At 62.6% G+C, this 25,896-nt stretch carries 20 protein-coding genes and 1 pseudogene; 8 read left to right on the forward strand and 13 right to left on the reverse strand.

Features of this window, described 5'->3' with window-relative positions; translation table 11 throughout:
* Positions 1–12: 12 nt before the first annotated feature.
* Positions 13–981, forward strand: a complete 969-nt coding sequence (gene msrP / locus H6979_06140) for a protein-methionine-sulfoxide reductase catalytic subunit MsrP (GenBank protein MCP5139417.1) — start codon at positions 13–15, stop codon at positions 979–981.
* A 3-nt stretch (positions 982–984) separates the two neighbouring features.
* Positions 985–1,596, forward strand: a complete 612-nt coding sequence (locus H6979_06145) for a sulfoxide reductase heme-binding subunit YedZ (GenBank protein ID MCP5139418.1) — start codon at positions 985–987, stop codon at positions 1,594–1,596.
* 12 nt (positions 1,597–1,608) lie between these two features.
* Here H6979_06145 and glnK read toward each other — a convergent pair whose 3' ends face one another.
* The 10 genes from glnK to pip all read right to left on the reverse strand — a co-directional run bounded on the left by glnK (position 1,609) and on the right by pip (position 14,161).
* Positions 1,609–1,947, reverse strand: coding sequence for a P-II family nitrogen regulator (gene glnK, locus H6979_06150; protein MCP5139419.1), 339 nt, complete (start codon positions 1,945–1,947; stop codon positions 1,609–1,611).
* A gap of 92 nt (positions 1,948–2,039) precedes the next feature.
* Complete coding sequence (gene dacB / locus H6979_06155) at positions 2,040–3,476, reverse strand: D-alanyl-D-alanine carboxypeptidase/D-alanyl-D-alanine-endopeptidase (GenBank protein MCP5139420.1); 1,437 nt, start codon at positions 3,474–3,476, stop codon at positions 2,040–2,042.
* 115 nt (positions 3,477–3,591) lie between these two features.
* On the reverse strand, positions 3,592–5,424 hold the full coding sequence (locus tag H6979_06160; GenBank protein MCP5139421.1) for a sigma 54-interacting transcriptional regulator: 1,833 nt from the start codon (positions 5,422–5,424) through the stop codon (positions 3,592–3,594).
* 295 nt (positions 5,425–5,719) lie between these two features.
* Positions 5,720–6,019, reverse strand: coding sequence for a PGPGW domain-containing protein (locus H6979_06165; GenBank protein MCP5139422.1), 300 nt, complete (start codon positions 6,017–6,019; stop codon positions 5,720–5,722).
* A 50-nt stretch (positions 6,020–6,069) separates the two neighbouring features.
* Positions 6,070–7,125 (reverse strand): 2-oxoacid:ferredoxin oxidoreductase subunit beta, encoded by a 1,056-nt coding sequence (locus tag H6979_06170; GenBank protein ID MCP5139423.1) that lies wholly within the window; start codon positions 7,123–7,125, stop codon positions 6,070–6,072.
* Positions 7,122–8,942 carry a 2-oxoacid:acceptor oxidoreductase subunit alpha gene (locus tag H6979_06175; GenBank protein MCP5139424.1) on the reverse strand — a complete coding sequence of 607 codons (1,821 nt, stop codon included), beginning with the start codon at positions 8,940–8,942 and terminating at the stop codon, positions 7,122–7,124. Before H6979_06175 ends, H6979_06170 begins: the two co-directional genes overlap by 4 nt.
* Positions 8,943–9,014: 72 nt before the next feature.
* Entirely contained in the window at positions 9,015–10,829 is a 1,815-nt protein-coding gene (locus H6979_06180) for an FAD-dependent oxidoreductase (GenBank protein ID MCP5139425.1), read from the reverse strand.
* A 218-nt stretch (positions 10,830–11,047) separates the two neighbouring features.
* Positions 11,048–11,812 (reverse strand): SDR family oxidoreductase, encoded by a 765-nt coding sequence (locus H6979_06185; protein ID MCP5139426.1) that lies wholly within the window; start codon positions 11,810–11,812, stop codon positions 11,048–11,050.
* A gap of 14 nt (positions 11,813–11,826) precedes the next feature.
* Positions 11,827–13,176: a dihydroorotase gene (locus tag H6979_06190; protein MCP5139427.1), complete on the reverse strand. Its 1,350-nt coding sequence runs from the start codon at positions 13,174–13,176 to the stop codon at positions 11,827–11,829.
* Positions 13,169–14,161 (reverse strand): prolyl aminopeptidase, encoded by a 993-nt coding sequence (pip, locus tag H6979_06195; GenBank protein MCP5139428.1) that lies wholly within the window; start codon positions 14,159–14,161, stop codon positions 13,169–13,171. The genes H6979_06190 and pip overlap by 8 nt, the downstream gene beginning before the upstream one ends.
* Before the next feature lie 74 nt (positions 14,162–14,235).
* Here pip and H6979_06200 point away from each other — a divergent pair, with 74 nt between their 5' ends.
* The 6 genes from H6979_06200 to H6979_06225 are packed head-to-tail and all read left to right on the forward strand — an operon-like array spanning position 14,236 to position 22,868.
* Positions 14,236–16,965 carry an insulinase family protein gene (locus H6979_06200; protein ID MCP5139429.1) on the forward strand — a complete coding sequence of 910 codons (2,730 nt, stop codon included), beginning with the start codon at positions 14,236–14,238 and terminating at the stop codon, positions 16,963–16,965.
* On the forward strand, positions 16,962–18,242 hold the full coding sequence (locus H6979_06205) for an MFS transporter (protein ID MCP5139430.1): 1,281 nt from the start codon (positions 16,962–16,964) through the stop codon (positions 18,240–18,242). The genes H6979_06200 and H6979_06205 overlap by 4 nt, the downstream gene beginning before the upstream one ends.
* Complete coding sequence (locus H6979_06210; GenBank protein MCP5139431.1) at positions 18,239–19,174, forward strand: ABC transporter ATP-binding protein; 936 nt, start codon at positions 18,239–18,241, stop codon at positions 19,172–19,174. The genes H6979_06205 and H6979_06210 overlap by 4 nt, the downstream gene beginning before the upstream one ends.
* Positions 19,174–19,908, forward strand: coding sequence for an ABC transporter permease subunit (locus H6979_06215; protein MCP5139432.1), 735 nt, complete (start codon positions 19,174–19,176; stop codon positions 19,906–19,908). Before H6979_06210 ends, H6979_06215 begins: the two co-directional genes overlap by 1 nt.
* A gap of 3 nt (positions 19,909–19,911) precedes the next feature.
* Positions 19,912–21,825, forward strand: a complete 1,914-nt coding sequence (locus H6979_06220; protein ID MCP5139433.1) for a Gldg family protein — start codon at positions 19,912–19,914, stop codon at positions 21,823–21,825.
* Positions 21,822–22,868, forward strand: coding sequence for a DUF4340 domain-containing protein (locus tag H6979_06225; GenBank protein MCP5139434.1), 1,047 nt, complete (start codon positions 21,822–21,824; stop codon positions 22,866–22,868). Before H6979_06220 ends, H6979_06225 begins: the two co-directional genes overlap by 4 nt.
* 24 nt (positions 22,869–22,892) lie before the next feature.
* Here H6979_06225 and H6979_06230 read toward each other — a convergent pair whose 3' ends face one another.
* From H6979_06230 to H6979_06240, 3 genes and pseudogenes are all read right to left on the reverse strand, one after another.
* Positions 22,893–23,969, reverse strand: a complete 1,077-nt coding sequence (locus H6979_06230; protein ID MCP5139435.1) for a Fic family protein — start codon at positions 23,967–23,969, stop codon at positions 22,893–22,895.
* A 123-nt stretch (positions 23,970–24,092) separates the two neighbouring features.
* On the reverse strand, positions 24,093–25,553 hold the full coding sequence (locus H6979_06235) for an amidase (protein ID MCP5139436.1): 1,461 nt from the start codon (positions 25,551–25,553) through the stop codon (positions 24,093–24,095).
* 130 nt (positions 25,554–25,683) lie between these two features.
* Positions 25,684–25,821: pseudogene (locus H6979_06240) on the reverse strand (transposase).
* Positions 25,822–25,896: the final 75 nt, after the last annotated feature.

Here is a 25,896-nt window from a genome sequence, read left to right on the forward strand (position 1 = left end):
CGAGGACCCCGCATGCTGATCCGCAAACCCCCTGACATCAATTCATCTGAAATCACGCCGGCGCAGCACTACTTCAATCGTCGCGAACTGCTCCGCTCGGCCGGCTTCATCGGGGCCGGCGCGCTGCTGGCCGGAACCGCTGCGGCCAGCGAGATCCCGGCAGGCTTCCGGCGGCTGACCGGCGTCCAGCGCTGGCCAGGCAGCCTGAAAGACACACCAAACACCTTCGACGAGATCACCAGCTACAACAATTTCTACGAATTCGGTACGGACAAGGGCGATCCTGCAGAAAACTCGGGCCGCTTCAAGCCAAAGCCCTGGAAAGTGCGGATCGACGGCGAAACCGAAGCCCCGGGCACGTACGACTTCGACACCATCGTCAAGGCACAGGCGCTGGAGGAACGGATCTATCGCATGCGCTGCGTGGAAGCCTGGTCGATGGTCGTGCCGTGGGTCGGTATTCCACTGGCCTCGGTTCTGAAGCGCTACAAACCGACCTCAAAAGCAAAATTCGTGGCCTTCGAAACGGTCGTCCGGCCAGAAGAGATGCCCGGGCAACGAAGCCGCGTGCTCGACTGGCCCTACGTCGAGGGGCTCACAATCGCGGAAGCCATGCATCCCCTGACCCTGCTCGTGGTGGGCGTCTACGGCGTCGAACTGCCGGCGCAGAACGGTGCGCCGCTGCGCCTCATCGTGCCGTGGAAATACGGCTTCAAGGGCATCAAGTCCATCGTCCGGATCAGCTTTACCGAGAAGCGTCCGCCCACCACCTGGTCGCTCGCGGGGCCATCTGAATACGGCTTTTACGCCAATGTGAACCCGAAGGTCGATCATCCGCGCTGGAGCCAGGCGACCGAGCGGCGCGTGTCCTCGGGTCTCGGCAGCCTGTTTGCTGCCCGCCAGGAGACGCTGATGTTCAATGGCTATGCGGAGCAGGTAGCTTCGCTCTACACAGGCCTCGATCTGGTCAAGAATTTCTGAGCGGTGGTCAGCGCGCGGCAGATCCGGCTGGTCGGAAAACCACTGGCGCATCTGGCATGCAGCTTGCCGCTGATCGTGTTGATCCTGTCACTCGCAGAGATTGGCGGCCTGCGGACCGGCCCGAATCCGCAGCTCTACATACGCGACGTGCTCGGCACATGGGGATTGCGGCTCTTGCTGCTGACCCTCGCCATGACGCCCCTGAGACGGCTCACCGGCAAGCCCTGGCCGCTGCGCTTCCGGCGCCTGCTTGGCCTGTGGGCATTCGCCTATCTGGCCCTGCATTTCCTGACCTACTTCTTCCTCGACCGTTCGCTGGATATCGACGTGATCGTCGAGGACATTCTGAAACGACCCTATATCACCCTGGGCCTGGCCGCATTCCTGCTGATGGTGCCATTGGCGGCAACCTCGACTGCCGGATGGCAACGACGGCTGGGCACGCGCTGGTTACAGCTGCACAGGCTCATCTACCCGATTGCCATGCTCGGCTGCTGGCACTACTACTGGCTGGTGAAAAAAGATGTGCGCGAACCGCTCATCTATTGCGGGCTGCTGGCGATCCTGCTGATGGCCCGCGTCTGGTGGGCCCGCGGTGCAGGAGCGCGGAACTGACCGGTCCCTGGCTCAGAGCGCGTTGTCGCCACTCTCGCCGGTACGGATACGCAACACGTGCTGCAGGTCGGTGACGAAGATCTTGCCATCGCCGACCTTGCCGGTGCGGGCCGCAGCCGTAATCGCCTCGACCACGCGCTCAACGAGATCATCGGCGACCGCCACCTCGATTTTCGACTTGGGCAGGAAATCCACCACGTACTCGGCACCCCGATAGAGTTCGGTATGCCCGCGCTGGCGGCCAAACCCCTTAACCTCGGTAACTGTCATGCCGTTGACGCCGACCTCGGAGAGCGCATTGCGCACATCGTCGAGACGGAAGGGTTTGATGATCGCGGTGACCAGTTTCATGCTGTGACTCTCGTTTCTGAATCGGTTGGCCTTGAACGCCGTATGCAGATTCTAGCCCGAATTGCAGCGGCCGTCGGCCATCTGAACTCCACCTATAGCCGGTTTACCCAGCGCAGCAGGGCATTTTGCGCCTCCTGGCCGCCACCCCAGGTCGCCTTGGGCTGATTGGCGATCGCAACGACCACATACTCCGCACCGGACTGGTCACGCACATAGCCGGCAATGGCACTTACCCCGTCCAGGGTGCCGGTCTTCAGGTGCATCTGGCCGGCCAGCGAATCCTTCTGGAACCGCCGACGAGTCGTGCCATCCAGCCCCGCCAGCGACAGCGAGGCCTGGAATTCGGCACCGAAGGGGCTGTTGCGGGCGGCAAGCAGCAGGCGACCCAGACTGCGCGCCGAGATACGATTGTCGCGCGACAGGCCGGCACCATTACCGATCCGGAGTTCAGGAAAGTCGAGCCCTCGCCTGGCCAGTGCATCCGCCATCACCTGCCGCCCTTTCTCGAGTGTGCCGGGCGCCCCGAGCTTTTCAGCAGCGAGCGTAAGGAAGATCTGCCGGGTCATGACGTTGTTGCTGAACTTGTTGACCGGCCTGATCACCTCGGCGAGCGGGGGTGACTCGAACGTCAGCAGGGGCTTCTTGCTCGCCGGCACCTGACCGAGCCGCATCTGCCCCTTGATGCTGCCTCCCTGCTCCTCCCACAGACCGCGGAAGGCGGCATAGGCGTAGCCCGGGCCATCCAGCAGTGAACGAACCAGCTGATACTCGGAACAGTTATTGGCCAGCTGCCCGGTAAATGTCACCCGTGGGTGACCGGGCTCGCCACTGACGGCCATGTTGATGCTGCTTCGACCAGAGCTGCACTCGCCGTTGAACAGCCGCATGTTGTTCTCAATCCGGACCTCAGCGAGTACGGGATCGCTCAGTATCCCGATCGTCCGCCGGGCAGGATCCGGACGAAAAATGAAATTCACCGACTGGAAGTTGACCAGCAGGGCATCAGGAAGGACGTTGTACACGCGGTATTCCTGGCCGTCGAATGCACCGGGATCGAGTTCCTCGCGGGCAAACCAGCTGTTGTCGATGACCAGATCGCCATTGATCTGCTGCACGCCGTTGCTGCGCAACTCCCGCTGCAACAGCCAGAGGCGTTCAGTCAGCAGCAGGGGGTCACCGTACCCCTTGACCAGCAGATCGCCGTCGAGAACGCCATCCTTGATCTGCCCGTCGGCATAGACCTCGGTGCGCCACTGATAGGTGGGCCCGAGTTCTTCCAGCGCCACGAAAGTAGTCAGCAGCTTCATGGTGGAAGCCGGATTGCGCGGCACATTCTCATTGAAGGCCAGCAGCGGTGTGGCAGCCCCGACCTTCTGCACGAAAGCACTGAATGAAGCAGGCGGGAGCTTGTACCGCACGAGCGCCTTGCTTACCGGCTCTGGCAGCTCGGTGGTCTGCGCGTGCACCGGATACGCGAACCAGAGCAACAGTACAGCCGCAATAACACGCACCGGTTCCGTACGGAACATGTCTGTGTAGTCTCCCGGAATCACGCGTGGCCCGTCCGCGCGGTTCCGGGATTGTGCCGGAATGCGACGCTGGCGTCAGCGCTGCTGTTCAATGCCGTCGCTGGCCACTGCAAGATCAGCCGGGCGCTGGACGTTTGATGCGCAGTGCACGTATCCGGTCGGTCAGGGTGGTCGGCCGCATGCCCAGCCGGTCTGCCGCACCACCTTTGCCGGAAATCTTCCAGTTGGCGGCATTCAGGGCGGCGATCAGGTTGGCCCGCTGCTGCTCCTTCATCTCTGCCTCCGTCAGGAAGGTTGCTGAAGCCTGCCCTGCACCGGTGCTTGCCAATGCGTTGTTTGCAGGCGCCGGTACACTGGCTGGCGATACAACGCCAGTTTCGGGCAGCGACAGATCCAGACGCAAGGCCCCGCCCCGGGAGAGGATCACCGCGCGCTCTATCACGTTCTTGAGCTCACGGACGTTGCCGGGCCAGTCGTAACGGCGCAGCGCCTCGACCTGCCCCTGCGTAAGCATGGGCGCAGACCGGCCAAACTCGCGACAGACCTGCTCCAGAAAATGCACGGCGAGCTGTATGACGTCGTCAGCACGACGCCGCAGCGGCGGCACCTGAACGGGAAATACGCTGAGACGATAGTAGAGGTCTTCGCGAAACTCACCGGCTTCAACCGCTTTTTCCAGATCCTTGTTGGTCGCCGCAATCACCCGTACATCGACGCTGCGCGTCGTATCGTCGCCCACGCGCTCGAACTGGCGCTCCTGAATGACCCGGAGCAGCTTGCCCTGCAGCTCGATCGGGATCTCGCCAACTTCATCGAGAAAGATCGTGCCACCGTCCGCGAGCTGGAACCGGCCAACCCGGTCACGGTGGGCACCGGTGAACGCGCCACGCACATGGCCAAAGAACTCGCTCTCGAACAGCTCGTGCGGAATCGATGCACAGTTGACCTTTACCAGCGGAGCATCGGCGCGGCCGCTGCGGGCGTGGATCGCGTGGGCAACGAGTTCCTTGCCCGTGCCAGTCTCGCCAATGATCAGCACATTGGCCGGCGTATCGGCAACGGCCTCGATGCGCGCGAGCATCGCGCCCAGAGCCGGACTGCCACCTACCAGGCGGCCGAAATTCATCGACACCCTGACTTCCTCGCGAAGATAGTCGCGCTCGCGCTCAAGTTCCTCCTTGAGACGTGCGATTTCCTGATAGGCCACCTTGAGGTTCGCCTCGGCACGATTACGGTCCGTGACGTCCTTGCTGGCAACAAAGGTGCGGATGATCTCATCCCGGACATCGCGCTCGGTCTTTGAAGACATCAGCACATCGATCACTTCCCCGCTCTTCGTCACCATCTGGCGGGAAACGTTCTGACGTTCACCTTCGCTGATGATCTCCCGCATGCGCCCTTCCAGCGGCCGGCGGGACTCATCAGTCATGAAATCGAGGATCGAGCGGCCCAGCACTTCATCGCGGTCATAACCCAGCTTGTCGAGCCAGTGGTTGCTGACTTCGGTGATATGACCATCCGGGTCGATGGTGTGCAGCATCGCCGGCGTAGACTGGTAGTGGTCCTGGTAGCGCCGCTCCAGGAGCGCCCGATCGGAGACTTCGGCAAAAACACAGAGGGTATGCAGGAACTCGCCGCCGTCGTCGTACTCCGCTGTCGTAGTAGCGAATACCTCGAAGGTCGAGCCGTCGCGAGTCACGAACTCAACGGCCAGTCCGGTCAGGCGACCGGTTTCACGGAACCGGGGTATGTATTGCTCACGGATCCGGCGCGCACTGGGTGCACTGGCCAGTTCGCGGGGCCGACGCCCCAGCAGCTCTTCCCGCGAATAACCCATACGCGCCGCCCACACATCGCTGACGTCGAGGATCTGGCCATCGTCGTCCAGGATCGTGGCCATGACCGGTGCCTGCCTGAACAGGGCCAGATAGCGTTGCGTGACGTCCATGCGGGTCAGTATAAACGGAATTCCGTGATGATTTTGAACGATATTCCGTAAGTCACGGAATATCGCGAAGGACGGCATGGCCAAGCCCCTGATTTGATTGACAGCGGACTTGGCACGAATCCTGCTAGGACATATACATCAAGTGCTTTAGTCTCGGCGTCGCGACCCCCGTCTTCCCCTGGCGGCGCCACTTGCAGATTACTGGAGCCTTGGTATGACGGGACTCCGACTCCCCCTCGGAGCCCTGCCCTGAAGGGCCCCTGGCTACGGCATCAGCCGAGTCCACGCGGGCCCTTTATTTTTTTCCTGTATCGCTGCCGCTGTCGCGCGGGCCGAAAAAGCGCTGCCGCCAGCGCATCCACGAGCGCTCTGCAGCCTGGCCGACCGGCCCGACGCTTTCGCGGAGCTTCTTCAGCCAGATCCGTGCCCAGGCAAACTCAATGGCAAGGACTGCCAGTCCGGCCAGCATGGCCGCGAGGCCCGGGCCGGGCGTCACCAGCATGATGACGCCACCGAGTAGAAGAGTACCGCCGATGACCGCGATGACGATCTGTCGGCCCAGCCGGTAGCTGATATCGGTGATCTTGCTGATCACGCGCCAAACACCTTCTGCATGCGCCTCGGTATGGGCGCTGGCGGCATTGTCTAGCGATACCGGCTCTGTATGGAGGCGAGCGTCTTCTTGCCGGGGCAGAGCTTCGCAAAGGGCAGGGACGCAAGCGCTTCCGGCGGCGTATTGGCCAACTCATGCATGTCCGGTTTCGTCTCATCGATATAGATGAGTCCGGTCACGATTTCCCCGGCGGCACGGTGCTTGTGTATGTACTGATAGGCCGCTACCGAATCAGTGGGGTCATAGGCCCCGTCGGCTTTGCGCAGCACAATCCGGCTGCCATCGTGCATCTGGACAGGCATGGCCTGGCCGGCCGCATACTCGGCGCGGATCTCTTTGGCCGGGGGCACAAAGTCCGGGTAGTTCGCTGCATGCGCGTGCTCACGCGTGAACTCGTAACTCTTGGTCGAGCCTTCGTGATTGTTGAAAGTCACGCAGGGCGAGATCACATCGATCATCGCCAGCCCGCGGTGTTTGAGGCCCGCCTTTATCAGCGTGACGAGCTGCTCGCGGTCGCCTGAAAAGCTGCGTGCGATGAAGGTGGCACCCATCGAGAGCAGGGTCAGGACGGGATCGATCGGCGGCTGCTGGTTTGCCTCGCCCTTCTTGGCTGTCGAACCGACATCGGCGGATGCGGAAAACTGGCCCTTGGTCAGCCCGTACACACCATTGTTCTCGATGATGTAGAGCATGTTGAGGTTGCGACGAACGGCGTGCATGAACTGGCCGAGACCTATCGACAACGAGTCGCCATCGCCCGACACGCCGATGTAGTGAAGATCCTTGTTTGCCGCATTGGCGCCACTGACCACGGAAGGCATGCGTCCGTGGACCGTATTGAAACCGTGCGAGGCGCTGGCGAAATAGGCCGGCGTCTTCGACGAACAGCCGATACCGGAAAGCTTCGCCAGCCGGTGCGGCGGGATCGACAGCTCGAAAATTGCCTGTGTGATCGCACCGGTGATTGAATCGTGACCACAACCCGCGCAAAGCGTGGACATGCCGCCCTCGTAGTCACGGACGGTCAGGTTCAACTCGTTGCGTGGCAGGTTCGGGTGGGCAACCTTTGGTTTGCCGATGTAACTCATGCTGCTTTACCCCGGGCAAGATCCTGGTTGATGCCGTCGATGACCGTTGCCGCCAGAATCGGCAAGCCGTCATAGTGAAGTACGGGCACCAGTTTGTTGGGATCGACGCGCGTTTCCAGCAGCAGCATGCTGCGCAGCTGGGCGTCGCGATTCTGTTCCACGACGTAAATGCGCTCGTGGCTGTCGATGTAATCCTGCACTTCCTTGCCGAACGGGAAGCCCTTGACGCGCAGATAGTTGATGTTGACCCCGGCTTCAGCCAGCACGGCGCGCGCTTCCTTCACTGCATTGTCGCTGGAGCCGATGGTGATGAAGCCGAGCCTCGTCTTTTCTGACGCATGAATCTCGGCCTGCGGTACCAGTTTCTTCGCCGTCTCGAACTTCACCAGCAGCCGGTCGACGACAGCTTTGTATTCGCCGGCATCCTCCGTATAGGCGCCATACATGTTGTGACCGGAACCGCGAGTGAAATACGCACCCTTCGGATGGGTCCCGGGCAGGGTACGCGCCGCGATGCCGTCGCCATCCGCATCCATATACCGATTGAACCTGGGAAGCGCGGCGATCTGTTCGGCGGTCAGCACCTTGCCGCGATCCGGTCGATATGCGTCATCCCATTGCAGATCACGGCACATCCAGTCGTTCATGCCGATATCGAGATCGATAAGCACGATCACCGGCGTCTGCAGCCGCTCGGCGAGATCAAAGGCCTGCACGGCATGGTAGAAGGCCTCCTCCGGATTCGCGGGGAAGAGCAGCACATGCCGTGTATCTCCATGTGATGCATAGGCGCAGGACATCAGGTCAGCCTGCTGGGTGCGCGTCGGCATGCCCGTGGAAGGCCCGCATCGCTGCACATCGAAGAGTACGGCCGGGATCTCCGTGAAATATCCATAGCCCAGGAACTCGCTCATCAGCGAGATGCCCGGGCCGCTGGTCGGCGTGAAGGAGCGCGCGCCGTTCCAGCCGGCACCCAGCACCATACCCATCGCAGCCAGCTCGTCTTCCGCCTGGATAATGCAGAAGTTCGACTTGCCGGTCTCCGGATCCTTGCGGTACTTCTCGCAGAACTTTTTGAAGTTGTCCATGATCGATGTCGACGGCGTAATCGGATACCACGCACCGACCGTCGCTCCGGCATACATGCAGCCGAGCGCGGAGGTGGCGTTGCCGTCGATCATGATGTGATCGCGGGTCTTGTCGATGGGCACCGCGCGGAACGGCAGAGGACAGCTGAAATTCTCCTTCGCATAGGCGTAGCCCAGATCGATCGCCTTCTGGTTGGCATCGAGCAGGTGGGCCTTTGCCTTGAACTGCTCGTTGAGCAGGTCCTTGATGATCTGCATGTCCATATCGAGCAGCGCCGCCAGCACACCCACGTACATGATGTTTTTCATCAGGATCCGCGAACGCGCCTGGGCGAAGTTCTCATTGCAGATCCGGGACAGCGGCACGCCTACCACATTGATGTCCGCACGATTGAAGATCTGGCTGCGCGGCCAGGTCGAGTCGTAGATCAGGTAGCCATCGGCCGCGAGGCACGCATGGTCACGCGCATAGGTCTCGGCATTCATCGCCACCATTACATCGACGCGCCCCGAGCGGGCCAGGTGCCCATGGCCACTTGCACGGACCTCGTACCAGGTTGGCAGTCCCTGGATGTTCGACGGAAAGTAGTTCTTGCCGCAAACCGGAATGCCCATGCGAAACAGGGCCTTCATCAGCATGGCGTTGGCACTGGCGGAGCCGGTGCCGTTCACGTTGGCGATCCTGACCGTAAAGTCGTTGTCTTTAGGACCTGTTGCAGAGCTGCTCATGTAGCCTGACCTTCGCGTGCTGGGCGTCGCTGTCCAGGACAGCGGTTGAAGAAAGGGTGTTTGACGTGTGCCTCAGGTGCCGAATTTTCGGTCGCTGCCCGCCGGTGGCGCGCCTTCGTCGATGGCGTATGGCCGCAGCAGACGGAACTCCTGCATATCCCATGCCGCGGTCGGACAGCGCTCGGCGCAGAGTCCGCAATGCACGCAGAGATCCTCATCCTTGACCATCACGCGCCGGGTCTGCGGCAGCGGGCCGGAGACATACAGCGGCTCGTCGATGTTCTTGGCCGGTGCCGTCAGTCGTGTACGCAGATCAGCCTCGGTGCCGGGCTCCGTCATGGTCAGGCAGTCGGTCGGACAGATGTCCACGCATGCATCACATTCGATGCAGAGCTTTTCGGTGAATACCGTCTGTATGTCGCAGTTCAGGCAGCGCTCAACCTCTTCAGTGAACTGCTCCGGCGTGTAGCCCAGCTCCACCTCGATGTTCAGCTTCCTGAACCGTTCCTTGAGTCCCACCTGCGGAACCAGGCGGCGCTCGACGCTGTTGTAGTTGTTGCTGTACGCCCATTCGTGCATGCCCATCTTCGAGCTCTGCAAGGTCATGCCATCGGCAAGACGCTCGGACAGATCCTCACCCTGGCAGTACTTGTGGACCGAAATGGCCGCCTGGTGACCCTGCTCGACCGCCCAGATGATGTTCTTCGGACCGAAAGCCGCATCGCCACCGAAAAAGACGCCGGGGCGCGTGGAGTGGAAGGTCACTTTATCGACGACCGGCACGCTCCACTTGTCGAATTCGATACCGAGGTCGCGCTCGATCCAGGGGAAAGCATTCTCCTGTCCGATGGCCAGCACCACATCGTCCGCCGGCATGAACTCTTCGCCGGTGATCTTCTCGGCGGTGATACGCCCCCTGGCATCCAGCTCGTATTCCATGATGTCGAACACCATGCCCTTGAGCCTGCCGTTCTCGCTGACAAATGCCTTTGGCGAGCGGTTGACGATGATTTCGACGTGCTCCTCCTCGGCATCCTCGAGTTCCCAGGGGGAGGCCTTGAAGAACTGGCGCGGCTTGCGGGCGATCACCTTGACGTTCTTCGCACCGAGCCGCATCGAGGTACGGCAGCAGTCCATCGCCGTATTGCCAACGCCGATGATCAGCACCTTTTCGCCGATGGTCTTGATGTGCTCGAAAGCCACCGACTCGAGCCACGCGATGCCGATGTGCACATGGGCCGGATCGTCGTCCCGGCCAGGCAGCTTGAGCTCCTTGCCATGGGGCGCACCCGTGCCGACGAAAATCGCATCGAAACCGTCGCCCAACAGCTTGCGCATGCTCTCGATGCGCTGGCCGAGCCGGAGATCGGCGCCCATCCCGACGATATCGCCGATCTCGCGATCCAGCACATCGGCAGGCAGGCGGAAGGACGGGATGTTCGAGCGCATCAGACCGCCCGGCACCTCCAGGCCCTCGAAGATCACCACTTCATAGCCGAGCGGCAAGAGGTCATTGGCGACGGTCAGCGAAGCCGGACCGGCACCGATACAGGCCACGCGCTTGCCATTCTTCTGCGCCGGCGCCGTGGGCAGCCAAGCGGAATAGTCGTCAGCAAGATCTGCTGCAACGCGTTTGAGGCGGCAGATGGCTACCGGTTTTTCTTCGACCCTGCCGCGCCGGCAGGCCGGTTCACAGGGACGGTCACAGACACGGCCGAGAATCCCCGGGAATACATTCGACTCCCGGTTCAGCATGTAGGCTTCCGTGTACTTCCCCTGTGCTATCAGCCGGATATAGCCCGGCACATCGGTATGCGCAGGGCATGCCCACTGGCAGTCCACGACTCTGTGGAAGTAATCGGGATTTTTGGTATCGGTTGGCGGCATCTTGCCGCTGGCGGGAGGAGACGTTGTCACGTCGATTTCCGGATAGATTGTTGCCTTGATCGGCAGCGATCCGGGCCACGCCCGGGCCAAAAAGAGGCGTGATTATACATAGCCGACCCCGAAAGCAAATCGGGATTTCCCGTGATCCGGTTGCGCCGGCAGGCATCTGATTTCATGGCACTCATTTACTTAATCTCCCGGGGATGCAGCACCGCAGCTCAATTGGCCGGAATCGACCAGAAGCGGGTCCGGTCCGGATCGAAAGCATGGTAAGTCTTGCCGATTGCCTGCGGGTCGTCGAGCGCCTGCACGACGAGACGCGCCAGGTCAGCGCGGCGGATCCAGCTCATCGAGCGCGTGTCTTCGGTCAGGTAAGCCCTGCCCTGGGCTTCTTTATCCAGCAGCCCGCCGGGACGAATGATCGTGTATTTCAGCCCGCTGGTTTTCAGGTAGTCCTCGGCCTTGGTCTTTTCTTTCATGACGGCGTCGAGAACACGCCGTGCGATCCACGGTGAGGCCTCACGGGAGTCACCTGCGCCGATCACGGTAACCAGCACAAAGCGCGTTACGCCTGCCGAACGGGCCGCATCCATCGCATTCCGGTTACCTTCGAAATCCGGTCGCGCACCCTTTACCGCACGGGCCCCGAGCGTCGAAACCACAGCCCGGAACTGGCCGCTTTCGAGTGCCGCGGCGATATCCGGCTGGTTCATCGCATCACCGCGCACCACGCGTGCGCCCAGCTGCTCCGCGGCACTGCCATCCGACTCTGGCCGGACCAGCACCACCACCTCGTCGCCCCTTGCGCGCAGGAGGCGCACCACCTCGAGACCGGTGGCCCGGGTGCCGCCGATGACCAGTACGGCACCGGTACCCGGCGTCGATGCCGGTGGATTCAATGCGGCCATTTCCCGCTTGCCCTCGATGCCGGAGACCAGCAGCCAGGCCAGCAGCACAAGGACTACACCGAAAAAAACCGTCATCTTTGGATACCTCATTATCTTTCTGCTCCACCGCAGTCCAGTCGCTGTCCGGCAATCGCGGAGGTGACGCGACCGTCCTCATATGCCACCACGCCGTTGACGATTGTCGTGACGATGGAAGAGCGGAAAGTATCGCCCTCGAACGGCGACCAGCCGCATTTCGACAGTACATCTTCACGACGTACCAGCGTCGGCCGCCTGTGGTCGATCAGCACGAGATCAGCCCAGTAGCCCTCGCGGATATAGCCCCGCTCGCGGATGCCGAACAGATCCGCCACCGAGTGGCTGGTCTTCTCGACGATCAGCTCCAGCGGCAGCGTGCCATCGTGCACATGTTCCAGCAGCATGAGCAACGCATGCTGCACGAGCGGCAAGCCGGAAGGTGCCTTGAAATACTTCTCGTTCTTTTCCGCCAGCGTATGCGGCGCATGGTCGGTGGCAATCACCGCAAGCCGCCCGTCGATCAGGCCGCCGAGCAGGGCCTTGCGATCCGCAGCGCTGCGGATCGGCGGATTGCACTTGATGCGGGCGCCCCTTTCGGCATAGGCACTGTCATCGAAATGCAGCATGTGGACGCAAACTTCAGCGGTAATCCGCTTGCCATTGAGCGCCCCCGGTGCGAACAGTTCCAGTTCGCGCGCCGTCGACAGGTGCAGCACATGCAGCCGTGCGCCATGGCGCCGGGCGAGACTCACCGCAAGTTCAGAAGACTTCCAGGCAGACTCGGGCGAACGGATCTGCGGATGCGCCGAAAACGGCACATCCTCGCCGTACTGCTCGCGGAACCGCGCTTCATTGGCCTTGATCATCGGCGTGTCTTCGCAGTGGGTCGCAATCAGCATCGGACAGTCGGCAAAGATGCGCTCCAGTGTCTCGGGATCATCGACAAGCATGTTGCCGGTGGACGAACCCATGAACAGCTTTACGGCACAGCAGTCGCCGGGCCGCAGCGCGCGGATTTCATCAAGATTGTCGTTCGCCGCACCGAAATAGAAGGAGTAGTTGGCATGGGACCGGCCGCGGGCCAGGCGGTACTTGTCCATGAGCACGGGGCGGCTCGTGACATTCGGAATGGTGTTCGGCATATCCATGTAGCTGGTGATGCCCCCGGCCACCGCTGCCGCCGACTCGGTGCTGATGGTGGCCTTGTGGGTCAGGCCCGGCTCACGGAAATGCACCTGATCGTCGATGAAACCAGGCAACAGGTATTTCCCGCCCGCGTCCAGGATGCGGTCCACCCGCCCGGCCGGAATTTCCCGCGCAACCTTCTCGATACGTCCGCGCCGGACAAGCACATCACCGGCGACCACCCGGCCTTCATTGCAGATAAGCGCGTTGGTGATCAGCAGGGTCTGGTCATTCATATATAGCATCGCCTGGACTTCGGTTGCCGGAAAACCGGTCTGTTGCCGTGATCAGTTCATGCACGATACCCGGCTCGAAGGCCGAGTGCCCGGCATCCGGCACGATACGCAGCTGGGCTTCCGGCCAGGCCTTGTGCAGATCCCATGCGCTGGTCATCGGACAGACGATGTCATACCGACCCTGAACGATCACCGCCGGAATATGCCGGATCCGGCCGATGTCGCGCAGGATCTGGTCCGGATGCTCCGCAAATGCCTGATTGACGAAATAGTGAGCCTCGATGCGCGCAAAGGCCAGCGCGAACTCGTCAGCGCCGAAACGCTCAACCGTCGATCCGGCATCCAGCAGATGACTGGTGCTGCCCTCCCAGACCGACCAGATCTTCGCCGCTTCCAGTGCAAGCGCCGGATCTGCCCCCGTCAACCGGCGATGATAAGCATGAAGCAGGTCGCCGCGCTCTGCGGCCGGTATGAAATTCAGGTAGCGCTCCCAGGCATCCGGAAAGATCTCGCTCGCACCGTACTGGTAAAACCAGGCGATTTCCTTGTCGCGCAGCAGAAAAATGCCACGCAGCACCAGCTCGCTGACGTGCTGCGGGTGTTTCTCGGCATAAAAAAGTGCCAGCGTGCTGCCCCAGGAGCCGCCGAAGACCAGCCAGCTTCTGATGCCGAGTCGCTCGCGCAGGGCTTCGATATCGTCGATCAGGTCCCACGTGGTGTTCTCGCGCAGCTCCGCATGTGGCCGGCTGCGCCCGCAACCACGCTGATCGAGCAGGATGATCCGGTAACGGGCCGGATCGAAGAATCGCCGCGGCGTCGTGTCGCCACCGCCGCCAGGCCCGCCGTGCAGAAAGACCGCCGGTTTCCCTTGCGGATTGCCACACTGCTCGTAGTAGATCTCGTGCAGACTGGAGACTCGCAGATACCCCGAATCCCAGGGTTCGAGGGCGGGATATAGTGTCCGCTGCGGTGCCGGTTGCTGCATCTTTCCATTTTGGCATTTTCGCCGTGTATTCGTCGCGGTTAGAATCGCCGCCTTCAGGCTGGACCCAAAAACTCATGCACGTACTTCGTACATTTCTCGCCGCCGCCCTGCTCTGCCCCCTGTCGGGCTGGTCCGCACCGGTCGCGCCGGTGGATATTCCCTTCACGGTCCGGCAACTCGGCAATGGCCTGACGGTGGTGGTGCATGAAGACCACAAGGCACCGATCGTTGCGGTGAATGTCTGGTACCACGTCGGGTCGAAAAACGAGGCGCCGGGACATACCGGGTTTGCGCACCTCTTCGAGCACCTGATGTTCCAGGGTTCGGAAAACCTGAAGGGCGAGTATCTCAACACGCTGCAGGAACTCGGTGCCACCGACCTCAACGGTACGACCTTCTTCGACCGCACCAACTATTTCCAGACCGTGCCGAAAAACGCGCTTGATACCGCGCTCTGGCTCGAATCCGACCGCATGGGCCACTTCAAGGGTTCGATCACCCAGGCCAAGCTCGACGAACAGCGCGGCGTGGTACAGAACGAAAAGCGCCAGGGCGACAACCAGCCATACGGGAAGGTCTTCGAGCTGATCCTGAAACAGCTGTTCCCGCCGGATCACCCCTACTCATGGGAAGCAATCGGCTCGATGGATGACCTCAACGCAGCCAGTCTCGATGATGTGCGTCACTGGTTCGAAACCTGGTATGGCCCGAACAACGCGGTTGTCGTGATTGCCGGTGATGTCGACAGCGAAGACGTCTTTGCCAGGGCCGAGAAGTATTTCGGCGATATCCCGCCAGGACCGTCCGCGACGCGCCTGGAGGAATGGATCCCCGAGCATCCGCTGCCGCGCCGCCAGGAGATGCAGGACCGCGTCGCGCAGGCACGCATCTATCTGGCCTGGACTGGTCCGCGCTGGGGCACGCGCGATGCCCACCAGCTGGAACTCGCCGCCGCGGTACTCGCCGGCGACAAGAATTCGCGGCTTTATCAGCGCCTGGTCTACAAGGATCAGCTGGCGTCCGACGTCGAGTTCGGTCCGCTCGCCCTGGAAATCGCCGGTATCACTTATCTCCAGGCATCCGCGCAGCCCGGCGTCAGCCTCGCCAGGATCGAAAGCGCCATCAATGAAGAACTGGAGCGCTTCCGTCGCGAAGGACCCACCGCCAGGGAACTGGAGCGGGTCAAGACGCAGCAGCGCGCGGGATTTCTGCGCGGCATCGAGAAAGTCGGCGGTTTTTCCGGCAAGTCCGGCGTACTGGCGGAAAGCATGGTCTACGGTGGCCGGCCTGATGCCTGGAAGCAGGCACTCGCGGATGGCCAGGCGGCAACGACAGCGGACCTCAGCGCAGTGGTGCAGAAGTGGGTCACGAATGCGCCGTTCGTCCTTGAGGTGACGCCGGCGGAACAACTCAAGGCTGCGGATACGGGCGCAGACCGCAGCAGCATGCCGATGCCGGTGGGCGAAACACCGGTCAGCTTCCCGGCCTTCGAGCGCGCAACGCTCAGCAACGGACTCAAGCTCATCGTCGTCGAACGGCCGGAGGTGCCAGTGGTCGGCATCAAGCTGGTGCTGGATGCAGGCTTTGCGGCGGACCAGTTCGCTCGCCCCGGCACGGCAAACCTCGGCATGGCCATGCTCGACGAGGGCACGAAGACGCGCGACACGCTGCAGATCAGCGAACAGCTGGCCCTGCTCGGCGCCAGCTTGAGTGCCGGGTCCGGCCTCGATTCATCGTCCGTCAGCCTGTCGGCGCTCGCCGACAAGCTGGATCCCTCGCTGGACATCTTTGCCGATGTGGTCCTCAACCCGGTATTCCCCGACAAGGAACTCGAGCGGGTACGCAAGAACTACCTTGCGGCACTCAGCCAGGAAAAGACCCAGCCGACATCGATGGCGCTGCGCGTATTGCCCAAACTGCTGTTTGGTGCGGGCCACGCCTATGCGCAGCCACTCACCGGCACGGGCACCGAAGCCACCCTGAAGGCGCTGAGCCGCGAGGATCTGGTGAATTTCCATCAGGCCTGGTTCCGGCCGAATCACGCCACGCTGATCGCTGTCGGTCCGGTCTCGGTTGCAACGCTCAAGCCAAAGCTCGAGCAGCTGTTTCGCAACTGGCAGCCGGGCGAAATCCCGGCCAAGCGTATCGGTGAGGTCAGTCCGAAACCGGGGCACGTGCTGTACCTGGTCGACAAGCCTGGCGCCGAGCAGTCGGTGATCTTTGCCGGCCAGCTGATTCCACCGCGCTCCACCCCGGACGACATCGCCATCGAGGCCATGAATGACGTGCTGGGCGGGCAGTTCACGGCGCGACTCAACATGAATCTGCGCGAAGAAAAGCACTGGTCTTACGGCGCCTACAGCCTGGCCTATGATGCCCGCGGGCAACGGCCCCTGCTTGCCTACGCCGCTGTCCAGTCAGACAAGACCGCCGAGTCGCTCAGCGAGATCCGCAAGGAGATCACCGATCTCGCCACCGACAGGCCGGCGACCGCCGATGAGGTTGCGCTGGTAAAACGCAGCAATACGCTGTCCCTGCCAGGCCAGTGGGAAACCGGCAGCGCAGTACTCGGCTCGATCAGCAAGCTGGTTGAATTCGGTCTGCCCGACAACTACTGGGCAACCTATGCCGATGCAGTGCGCAGCCTCACGCCGGAGCAGGTCAACCAGGCGGCGCGCGATTATCTGCAGCCCGGGAACCTGGTCTTCGTGGTGGTCGGTGACCGCGCGCTGATCGAGCCCGGACTCGGGAAACTCGGCTTTGATTCCATACAGCTTGTGGATACCGATGGCGACCTGCTTTGAGGGCTGAACGGCGCCCGCGATTCTATGGCTGGTACATCGCCAGCTGCTGCCTGGTCGTCTTTTTCTTTACCAACGGCCTGTCGCTCTATGTGCCGCAAAACCTGTTTCCGCGCTTCATGGAAACCTTCGATGCGACACCGGCCGAAGTCAGTCGCACGACGGCCATAAGCTTTGCGCTTGCCGGTCTCATGGCACCCTTCGTCGGTGCGGCGATCGATCGTCTTGGCGTGGTACGCGTGATTCGCACCGGGCTGATGGTGCTGGCACTCACCTTCACTGCCTATCCCTTTGCGCAGAGCCTGCAGCAACTCTATGTACTGCACGCGGCCATCGCGGTCGGCCTGGTGTTTTCCGGCCTGATGCCCAACGTCGTGCTGCTGTCGAACTGGTTCATCACCAGGCGCGGTACCGTGGTAGGCCTGCTGGTGGCCGGCTCCAGTCTGGCTGGAGCAACGCTGCCGGTATCCATCGCGTCACTGGTCAATGACCCGGCACTGGGCTGGCGGGTGGGGTTCGGTGTGCTCGCGGCCGCATTCTGGCTGTTTGCGGTGCTGCCCGGCTTTCTGGTGCTGCGCGAATCGCCGCGCAGCGTCGGCCAGTTTCCAGACGGTGCAACAGGTGCGCCGTCTGGCAGCACCGACGGGGAAGAACTGCGCGAAGGCGTGCCCTTTGCCGACGCACTGCGTTCGCGCACGCTCTGGTGTCTGGCCATTGGCTCGGCCAGCATCTGGTTTTCAATCCAGGCCATCACCAGCCAGTTCACCATCTATCTGGAAAAAGACGCAGGCTTCGAGCCGGTAAACGCCACCCAGCTCTACTCGATGCTGCTCGCCTGCAGCGTGGCCGGAAAATTCCTCTTCGGTGCGATCAGCGACCGTTTCACGAAGCGCAGCATGATGCTCGTCGCCAGCATTGTCCTGCTGACGGGCTGTCTGCAACTGTTCAGTCTGGAAGACGGCGTGCCGGGCCTGACGCACGATCACCTGCGGCTGGCCGCATTCGCGATCGTGTTCGGTCTCGGCTTCGGCGGCAGCTTCACGCTCATCCAGCTGGTCGCCGTCGAGAGCTTCGGACAGCTGGCGCTCGGCCGCATACTCGGCGTGATCATTTTCATCGACACCATGGGTGGCGCACTGGGCACGCTGCTCGCCGGACAGATCCGCACCACCAGCGGCGACTATTTTCTGTCGTTTTCAGTTGTGACCATGGTCGCTATGATTGCGGTTCTGAACGTACTGATGATCCCGGCTGTGGCGCGATCAGGATCGGAGCGATGATCAGGGCAGAAGGACTCAGCAGGAACTACGGACCGCTCAGGGCCGTAGACGACATCTCATTCACCGTGCGTCCCGGCGAAGTGCTGGGCTTTCTGGGCCCGAATGGCGCCGGCAAGACCACCACAATGCGCATGCTGGCGGGCTTCGTGCCGGCCAGCGCCGGTTACGCGGAAATCTGCGGTTTCCGCATCGACAGCCAGCCGCTGGAAGCAAAACGGCTGCTCGGCTACCTGCCCGAAGGCGCGCCGTCCTATGGCGAGATGGCCCCGGGGGAATTTCTGCAGTTCATCGGCCGGATCCGGGGCTTGAGTGGGGCCGCACTCAGAAGCCGCATCGACGAGGTCTGCGCGCGGCTGCAGCTCGGGCCGGTACTGAAGCAGCCGATAGAGACACTGTCAAAGGGCTTCCGGCGCCGTGTAGGGCTCGCCCAGACCATCCTGCATGACCCGCCGGTGCTGATTCTCGACGAGCCGACCGACGGGCTCGACCCGAACCAGAAGCACGAAGTCCGTGAACTCATCAACGCGATGGCAGCCCGGAAGATCATCGTCATCTCCACGCACATACTCGAAGAGGTGGATGCGGTCTGCACTCGGGCGATCATCATCGCCAGGGGACGGATCGTGGCCGATGAAACGCCTGAAACGCTGATCCACCGCTCGCGTTATCACAATGCGGTAACCATCCGCCTCGCGCATAGCGCCGATCTTGCCGCCGTGACCGATGACCTGCGACGGCTGGCGGAAGTCGATCACACTGAAGTCGACGAGCATGAGTACTCGGTTACCGCTTTTCCGAAATCCGGCGCTGCGCTGCTGACCGTGATCGGCGATCTGGCCGGTGCCCGCCGCTGGCCGATGGAGAACCTGCGCCTTGAAGCTGGCCGGCTCGACGAGGTCTTCCGCAGCATCACCACGGACGAGGCAGCGTGATGGGTGCCATCCGCATCATCGCCGGACGTGAACTGCGCAGCTACTTTGCCACGCCGCTCGCCTATGTATTCATCGTGATCTTCCTGGCGATGATGGGCGTCTTCACCTTTTATCTCGGCGGATTTTACGAACGCGGGCAGGCCGACCTGACGCCTTTCTTCAATTTCCACCCCTGGCTCTATCTGTTTCTGGTTCCGGCCATTGCCATGCGTCTCTGGGCAGAAGAGCGCAAGAGCGGCAGCATCGAGCTGCTGATGACCCTGCCGGTGACCATGTGGCAGGCGGTGCTGGGCAAGTTTCTGGCGGCATGGCTGTTTATCGCTGTCGCTCTCGCCCTCACCTTCCCGATCTGGCTCACGGTCAACTACCTCGGCGATCCGGACAATGGCGTCATCGTCGCCGCCTACCTCGGCAGCCTGCTGATGGCCGGCGGATTTCTGGCCATCGGCGCCTGTATTTCAGCGGCCAACCGCAACCAGGTCGTTGCCTTCATCGTGACCGTGGTGATCTGCTTCCTGTTCATGCTGGCCGGCTTTCCGCTGGTGCTGAACTTCTTCTCGGGCTGGCTGCCGACCGCGGTACTCGATGCGATCTCGGGCCTGTCGTTCCTCACCCACTTCAATTCGCTCAGCAAGGGTGTGCTGGATATCCGCGACGTCCTTTACTTCTTGCTGGTGATTGCGGCCTGGCTGTATGCCAACGCGATCGTGCTCGATCTCAGGAAGGCGGACTAGACGATGAACGGGGATCACACCGCCGACCGTCGGACGCCCTTGTTTGGCCGGCTGGGGCTGGTGGCACTCGCCCTCGCCTTTGTGGTGGGCGTGTCGCTGGTCAACAGCGTGTTCCGTGGTGTGCAGGTGGACCTCACCGAGAACCGGCTCTATACCCTGTCGGAAGGTACCGGCAAGATCCTCGGCAAGATCGCCGAACCGGTACACCTCTACCTGTTCTGGTCCGACAAGGCCACGGCCAACATTCCGGCACTCCGCACCTATGCCGGGCGCGTCCGCGAGATGCTCGAGGCCTTTGCGGCCCGCTCGGACGGCAAACTGATCCTGCAGGTCATCGATCCGCTGCCGTTTTCGGAAGAGGAAGACCGGGCGAGCGGCTTCGGCCTGCGCCCCATCAATGCCGGCAACAGCGCCGATCCGATCTATCTCGGCGTCGCCGGCACCAACAGCGTGGGCGACGACGACATCATCCCGTTTCTGGATCCGGCCAAGGAGGCCTTCCTGGAATACGATCTGGCCAAGCTGGTTTACACGCTGGCCAACCCGAAGAAGCCGGTGATCGGCCTGCTGTCGGAGCTGCCACTGACGGCGGAATTCAACCCGATGGCACGGCAGGCCAGTCAGCCCTGGGTGATCGCCGAGCAGATGCGTCAGCTCTTCGATGTCCGGACACTCGACCCCGGCCTGGAGGAGATCGCCGACGACATCAAGGTACTGATGATCGTCCACCCGAAGGACCTGTCGGATGCAACCCTGTATGCGATCGACCAGTTCGTCCTCAGGGGCGGACGCGCCCTGTTCTTCGTCGACCCGTACTCGGAAGTCGATCGGGGTGATCCCGCTGATCCCTCCGGCGGCAGGCGCGCCTCGAATCTCAACCGGCTGACCGGCGCCTGGGGCATCCATATGGACGAGGCCCACGTCGTGGCCGATGACCGCTATGCGATGACCGTCGGCCTCGGTGCCGACAGTCGCCCGGTTCGCCACCTCGGTGTACTCGGCATCGAGCCGGCGGACATGTCGCCCGACGACATCATCACCGGCAGCCTCAATCTCATGACCTTTGCCTTCCCTGGCCACATCACCCGCGACCAGGACGCACCGGCGACCATGCAACCGCTGGTCGAGTCCAGCGAACTCGCGGGGCTGATCCCTGTCGATCGGCTGGCGATCATGTCCGATCCTGAAATGCTGCGCGCGGATTTCAAGCCCACCGGCGAACGCTATGTGCTGGCGGCAAGGATCAGCGGCAAGGTGCCGAGTGCTTTCCCGGAAGGACTGCCGGCACCGCCCGGCAGTCCCCCTGCGGTGCCGGCAACACATCTGGCCGCTGCAACGGAACCGGTCAATGTCGTGCTGGTCGCCGACACCGACCTGCTTGCCGACCAGCTCTGGGTACAAAGCCAGGACTTCTTCGGCCAGCGGGTACACACGGCATTTGCGAACAACGGTGATTTCGTCATCAACGCGCTCGACAACCTGCTCGGCAGCGGCGACCTGATCAGCATCCGCAGCCGCGCCACCTTCCAGCGGCCGTTCACGCGGGTCCAGGATCTGCGTCGTGAAGCCGAAGCGCGCTTCCGCAGTGCGGAGCAGCGGTTGCAGACCGAACTGCAGGAGACCGAGGCAAAGCTCAGTGAACTTCAGGCCAGCCGCGCCGATCAGGGCGCGCAGATCCTGTCGCCGGAGCAGGCGGCCGAGATCGAGCGTTTCCAGGCGCGACGACTGCAGCTGCGCAAGGAGCTGCGCCAGGTTCAACGCGGCCTGGATCGCGACATCGAGCGCCTGGGCAGCGTGCTGAAGATACTCAATATCACCGTGGTGCCGCTGTTCGTCACCGCTGCAGGGCTGCTGCTGGTGATGCTCCGGCGCCGGGCGCAGCGGCGCGCGCAGGATGCCGCCGGACACCAACGATGAGTCGCCGCACCCTGATCCTGCTGCTCACCGCCCTGCTCGTGCTGGCGGTTCTTGCCCTGGTGGCCGGCCCGGGGAGCCACAGCGGCAGCGACGAGCAGCTGCTGTATCCGGACCTGAGAGCACAGCTGAACGATGTCAGGCAGATCGTCGTGCGCGGACCCGGCAATCAGCTCATCGCGACGCTCGAACGCCGCGAGACCGGCTGGATACTCGTTGAACGCGACTACCCCGCCGACGTGGGACGGATCCGCGAGACCCTGCTGGCGCTCGCCGAGGCGCGCATCGTCGAAGAGAAAACCTCGACGCCTGCCTTGTACGACCGCCTCGGCGTGGAGGATATTGCCCTGCCAGCAGCCCGCGGCGTGCAGCTTGAGATCAGTGGTACGCGGACGCCGGTGCAGATCATCATCGGCCAGACACAGGCCGGCGGCGACATGAGCTATGTGCGTCGTACCGGAGAGGCGCAAAGCTGGCTGGTCACCGGCAGCCTGAGACCCGGCAAGACCACCGGCGAGTGGCTGGATCGCCAGCTCGTCGATATTCCGGCAACGCGCATCCAGTCGCTGACGATCACTCATCCGGGCGACGGTACCCTGCGACTGGAAAAGGCCGGACGAGATGCAGCGGATTTCACGGTGGCCGATATCCCGGCCGGCAGGGAACCCGGCTATCCGGGCATCGGCAACACGCTCGGCGCACTGCTGGCCGGCTTGCAGCTCGACGATGTGCATGGCCGCGAAGCGCTGGGCGCGGATCCCGGCAAGCCCGTGGTCGCCCGTTTTGCGTGCTTTGACGGCCTGATCGTCGAAGCCAGCGCCTGGCGTACGGCCGATGGCACGCGCTTCAGCTTCCTCGCCTCGACCGACCAGGCACAGGCCGAACGCCATGCGAGTCCCGATGCGCCAGGAATCGACGCCGTGCGCAAGGAAGCGGAAGCCATCAACGCACGGCTCGGCGGCTGGATCTACACGCTGCCCGGCTACAAGACCGAACAGTTCACCCGCCGTTTGCAGGATCTGCTCGCCCCGCCTGCCTCTCCGTAGTACAGATTTCCGGACCGGGCGATGCTACGGTGCTGCGGTAACCGACTGGCCCAATGAATACCAGGTCGCACGGGCCTTGCCGTGCTGGCGGACGTGCCCCGCTGACACCAGTTCCCGCAGCCGAACCTTGAGCGTATTGCGATTTGCACCAGTAATTGCTTCGAGTTGTGCAATGGTCAGGCGCTCTTTTGCACGCAGGGCTTTGAGTACCTTGAGCGACAAGTCGGACAGTTCGGCCTCGCCCTCCTGGGCGGCGCGCTCACGATCCAGCCGCACCGCGAGGCTGTCTTTTTGTTTCTTGAGGCACCGCAGAAAGAAGCCAGTCCACGGCTCCCAGTCGGGCGCAGTGCCCCTGAGCGTCGCTTGGGTCCGTCGCAGCGCCTTGTAATAGAGGTCCTCGTTTTCCTCGATCACCCGCTCCAGCGATGCATAAGGCACATAGACATAGCCCGCCCGCAGGAGCAGGAGTGTGGTGAGCACGCGGGAAAGCCGCCCGTTTCCATCTTGAAAAGGATGGATCGCGAGGAACGTCACGATGAAGACGGCGGCGACAAGAAGCGGATGCAACGCTTCTTCCTCGATTGCTTTTCGTGTCCAGGCGATGAGCTCCTCCATTTCGTGCGGGGTATCAAAAGGCGTCGCGGTTTCAAACACGATGCCAATCTCATGCCCGTCCGCGTCGAAAGCGACGACGTGATTGGGGAGGGTCTTGTAGGAACCGCGATGGCGCTCGTCCTTGTCGCTGTGGCGTAGCAAGGTCTGGTGCAGCTGCCGGACGTGATTTTCGGTCAGGCGCAGATCGCCAAAGGCCTCAAACACGAGGTCCATCGCTTCGGCGTATCCAGCTACCTCTTGTTCGTCGCGCGTCTTGAAGGACTTGATCGCGATGTCCGGCAGCAACGCCTCGACCTGTGCATCGGAGAGCTTCGCCCCTTCGATACGCGTGCTTGATCCGACGCTTTCAATGGTCGCCACCTTCCGCAAGGCACTTAAACGGTCAGGCGAGAGCGTCCTGAGGGCTTCCCATCGCCCCTTGAACTCATCGATTTCAGCGATGAGTTTGACGAGGTCGGGGCCTAATGTGAGCTTGGGTTCCCTCATGATCGGGTGGCCTCCATACCTGATGCCGTACCCGATTACACCCAATAATAGCCGATTCTGCAAGTCAATTGAGCCGCTGCGCCCACGTCATCGCCCGATGCCGCTCGGCCGGGTTGCGCTCGCTCACTGACCGGGCACACGCGTATGCCAGTCGGTGCGACGCTGATACGCGTGTGCCAGCGCGAGGATCGTCGCATCGCCCTGCGCCGGCCCGCTGATCTGCAGTCCGATCGGTAGCCCCGACTTGCTGAAGCCGCAGTTCACGGACACGGTGGGCAGGCCGTAGATATTGAAGGGCGTCGTGTTGCGGGCCGACAGGGGCGGCCCGCGTGGTGCCGGCGCGTCGCTGCCGCCGCCCAGCCTGTCGGGCAAATTGGGCGTGGTGGGCGTGACAATGACGTCGACGTGATTGAACACCTTGCGCACTGTCCGTCGCGACACCTCGAGACGCTGCTTTGCCCCCGCATAATCGGCGGCGCTGATCCGGCCGCCCATGTCGAACAGGGCGCGCGTGCCGGCGGAGAAGCCGTCGGGGGACGCCTTCAGGGCGTCCGAGAAGTACGCGTTGGCCTCGACAAACATCAGCGACAGCCGGGGGGCGTCCGGCAGATCGATGTCCTGCACGCCAGCCGTCAGGTCGCGGAGGACGTCGATGGCGGCGGATACCGCGCTGCCGATCTCCGGGTCCAGATTCTCGAAGTACATGCGCCGTGGCAGGCCGAGTCGCAGCCGCTTCGTGTCCTGGGCCAGGGACTGCAGGTAGTCAGTTCGTGGTGAGTCGATGCTCGCCGGGTCTTCCGGGTCGAAGCCGGCAATCGCCTGCAACAGCACGGCGGCATCGCCAGCGGTGCGGCACAGCGGGCCGACGTGGTCGAGTGACCAGGACAATGGAATCACGCCGCGGGCACTGACCAGGCCGTAGCTGGGCTTCAGGCCCACCAGGCCGCACCAGGCGGCCGGCTGTCGTATCGAGCCACCGGTGTCGGTGCCGATGGCGCCGTAACAAAGTCGTGCAGCGACGGCGGCGGCCGGGCCACCGGAGGATCCACCGGCAGTGTAGCCCGCCGCCCAAGGATTCTGCACGGCACCGAAGTAGCCGGTGTCGGACGTGACACCGTAGGCGCACTCGTCCATGTTGAGTTTGCCGAGGACGACGGCGCCCGCTTCGTCCAGGCGACGGACCACCTCGGCATTGGTGGCGGGAACCCTGTCTGCGAAGGCCTTTGCAGCCGCCGTCGTCCTGACGCCGGCGGTATCGATATTGTCTTTCAGCGCCAGGGGAATGCCGTGCAGTGGTCCGCGCCAATGGCCGCGCGCGAGTTCGTTCTCCAGTTGACGCGCCTTCGCGAGAGCCTGCTCGGCCGTCACCGTGATGAATGCGTTCAGCCGGGGGTTCTCCGCTTCGATGCGTTCCAGGCAGGCGCGCGTGAGTTCAAGCGGTGAAACGCTAGCGTTGCGTAGCGCTGCGGCTGCCTGCTGGAGGGTCATGCCGGTGGCATCGGTTGTCGCGCGTGACGCCCTCTGCCCGCCGAGTAATGCCGCCGTAGCCAGGCTGGTTCCCATAAAGTCTCGTCGGGTGATCATTGGATTAACCCCTGCACGCTGGCACTACGTTAACCTGCGGGTAAACTTTCGTACAGGTAATCCCGCTGCTCAACCAGCGCAGCCAGAGCCATGAGCACACGAAAGAAGACACGGCGTTTCTGCTTCCTCGCGCGGCCAGGCGCGCGAGGAAGTCCAGCGGCTCGAACATGACGTGGGTCGTGCCATCCCGGTATGGGATCTTGAGCGTGTAGCGCAACAGCCCCTGGGCAGTGAGCGCGAGCCGAGCAGCCTCGCCACGCGCAGGGCGGCATGGCCAGCCGCCTTTCTGCGCTCGGAGGCGTGAAAGGCGCTCGTTGAGGGAATCCGCACACGCTGCCCGGCT

This window comes from Chromatiales bacterium (assembly GCA_024234935.1).
Taxonomy (GTDB): domain Bacteria; phylum Pseudomonadota; class Gammaproteobacteria; order Steroidobacterales.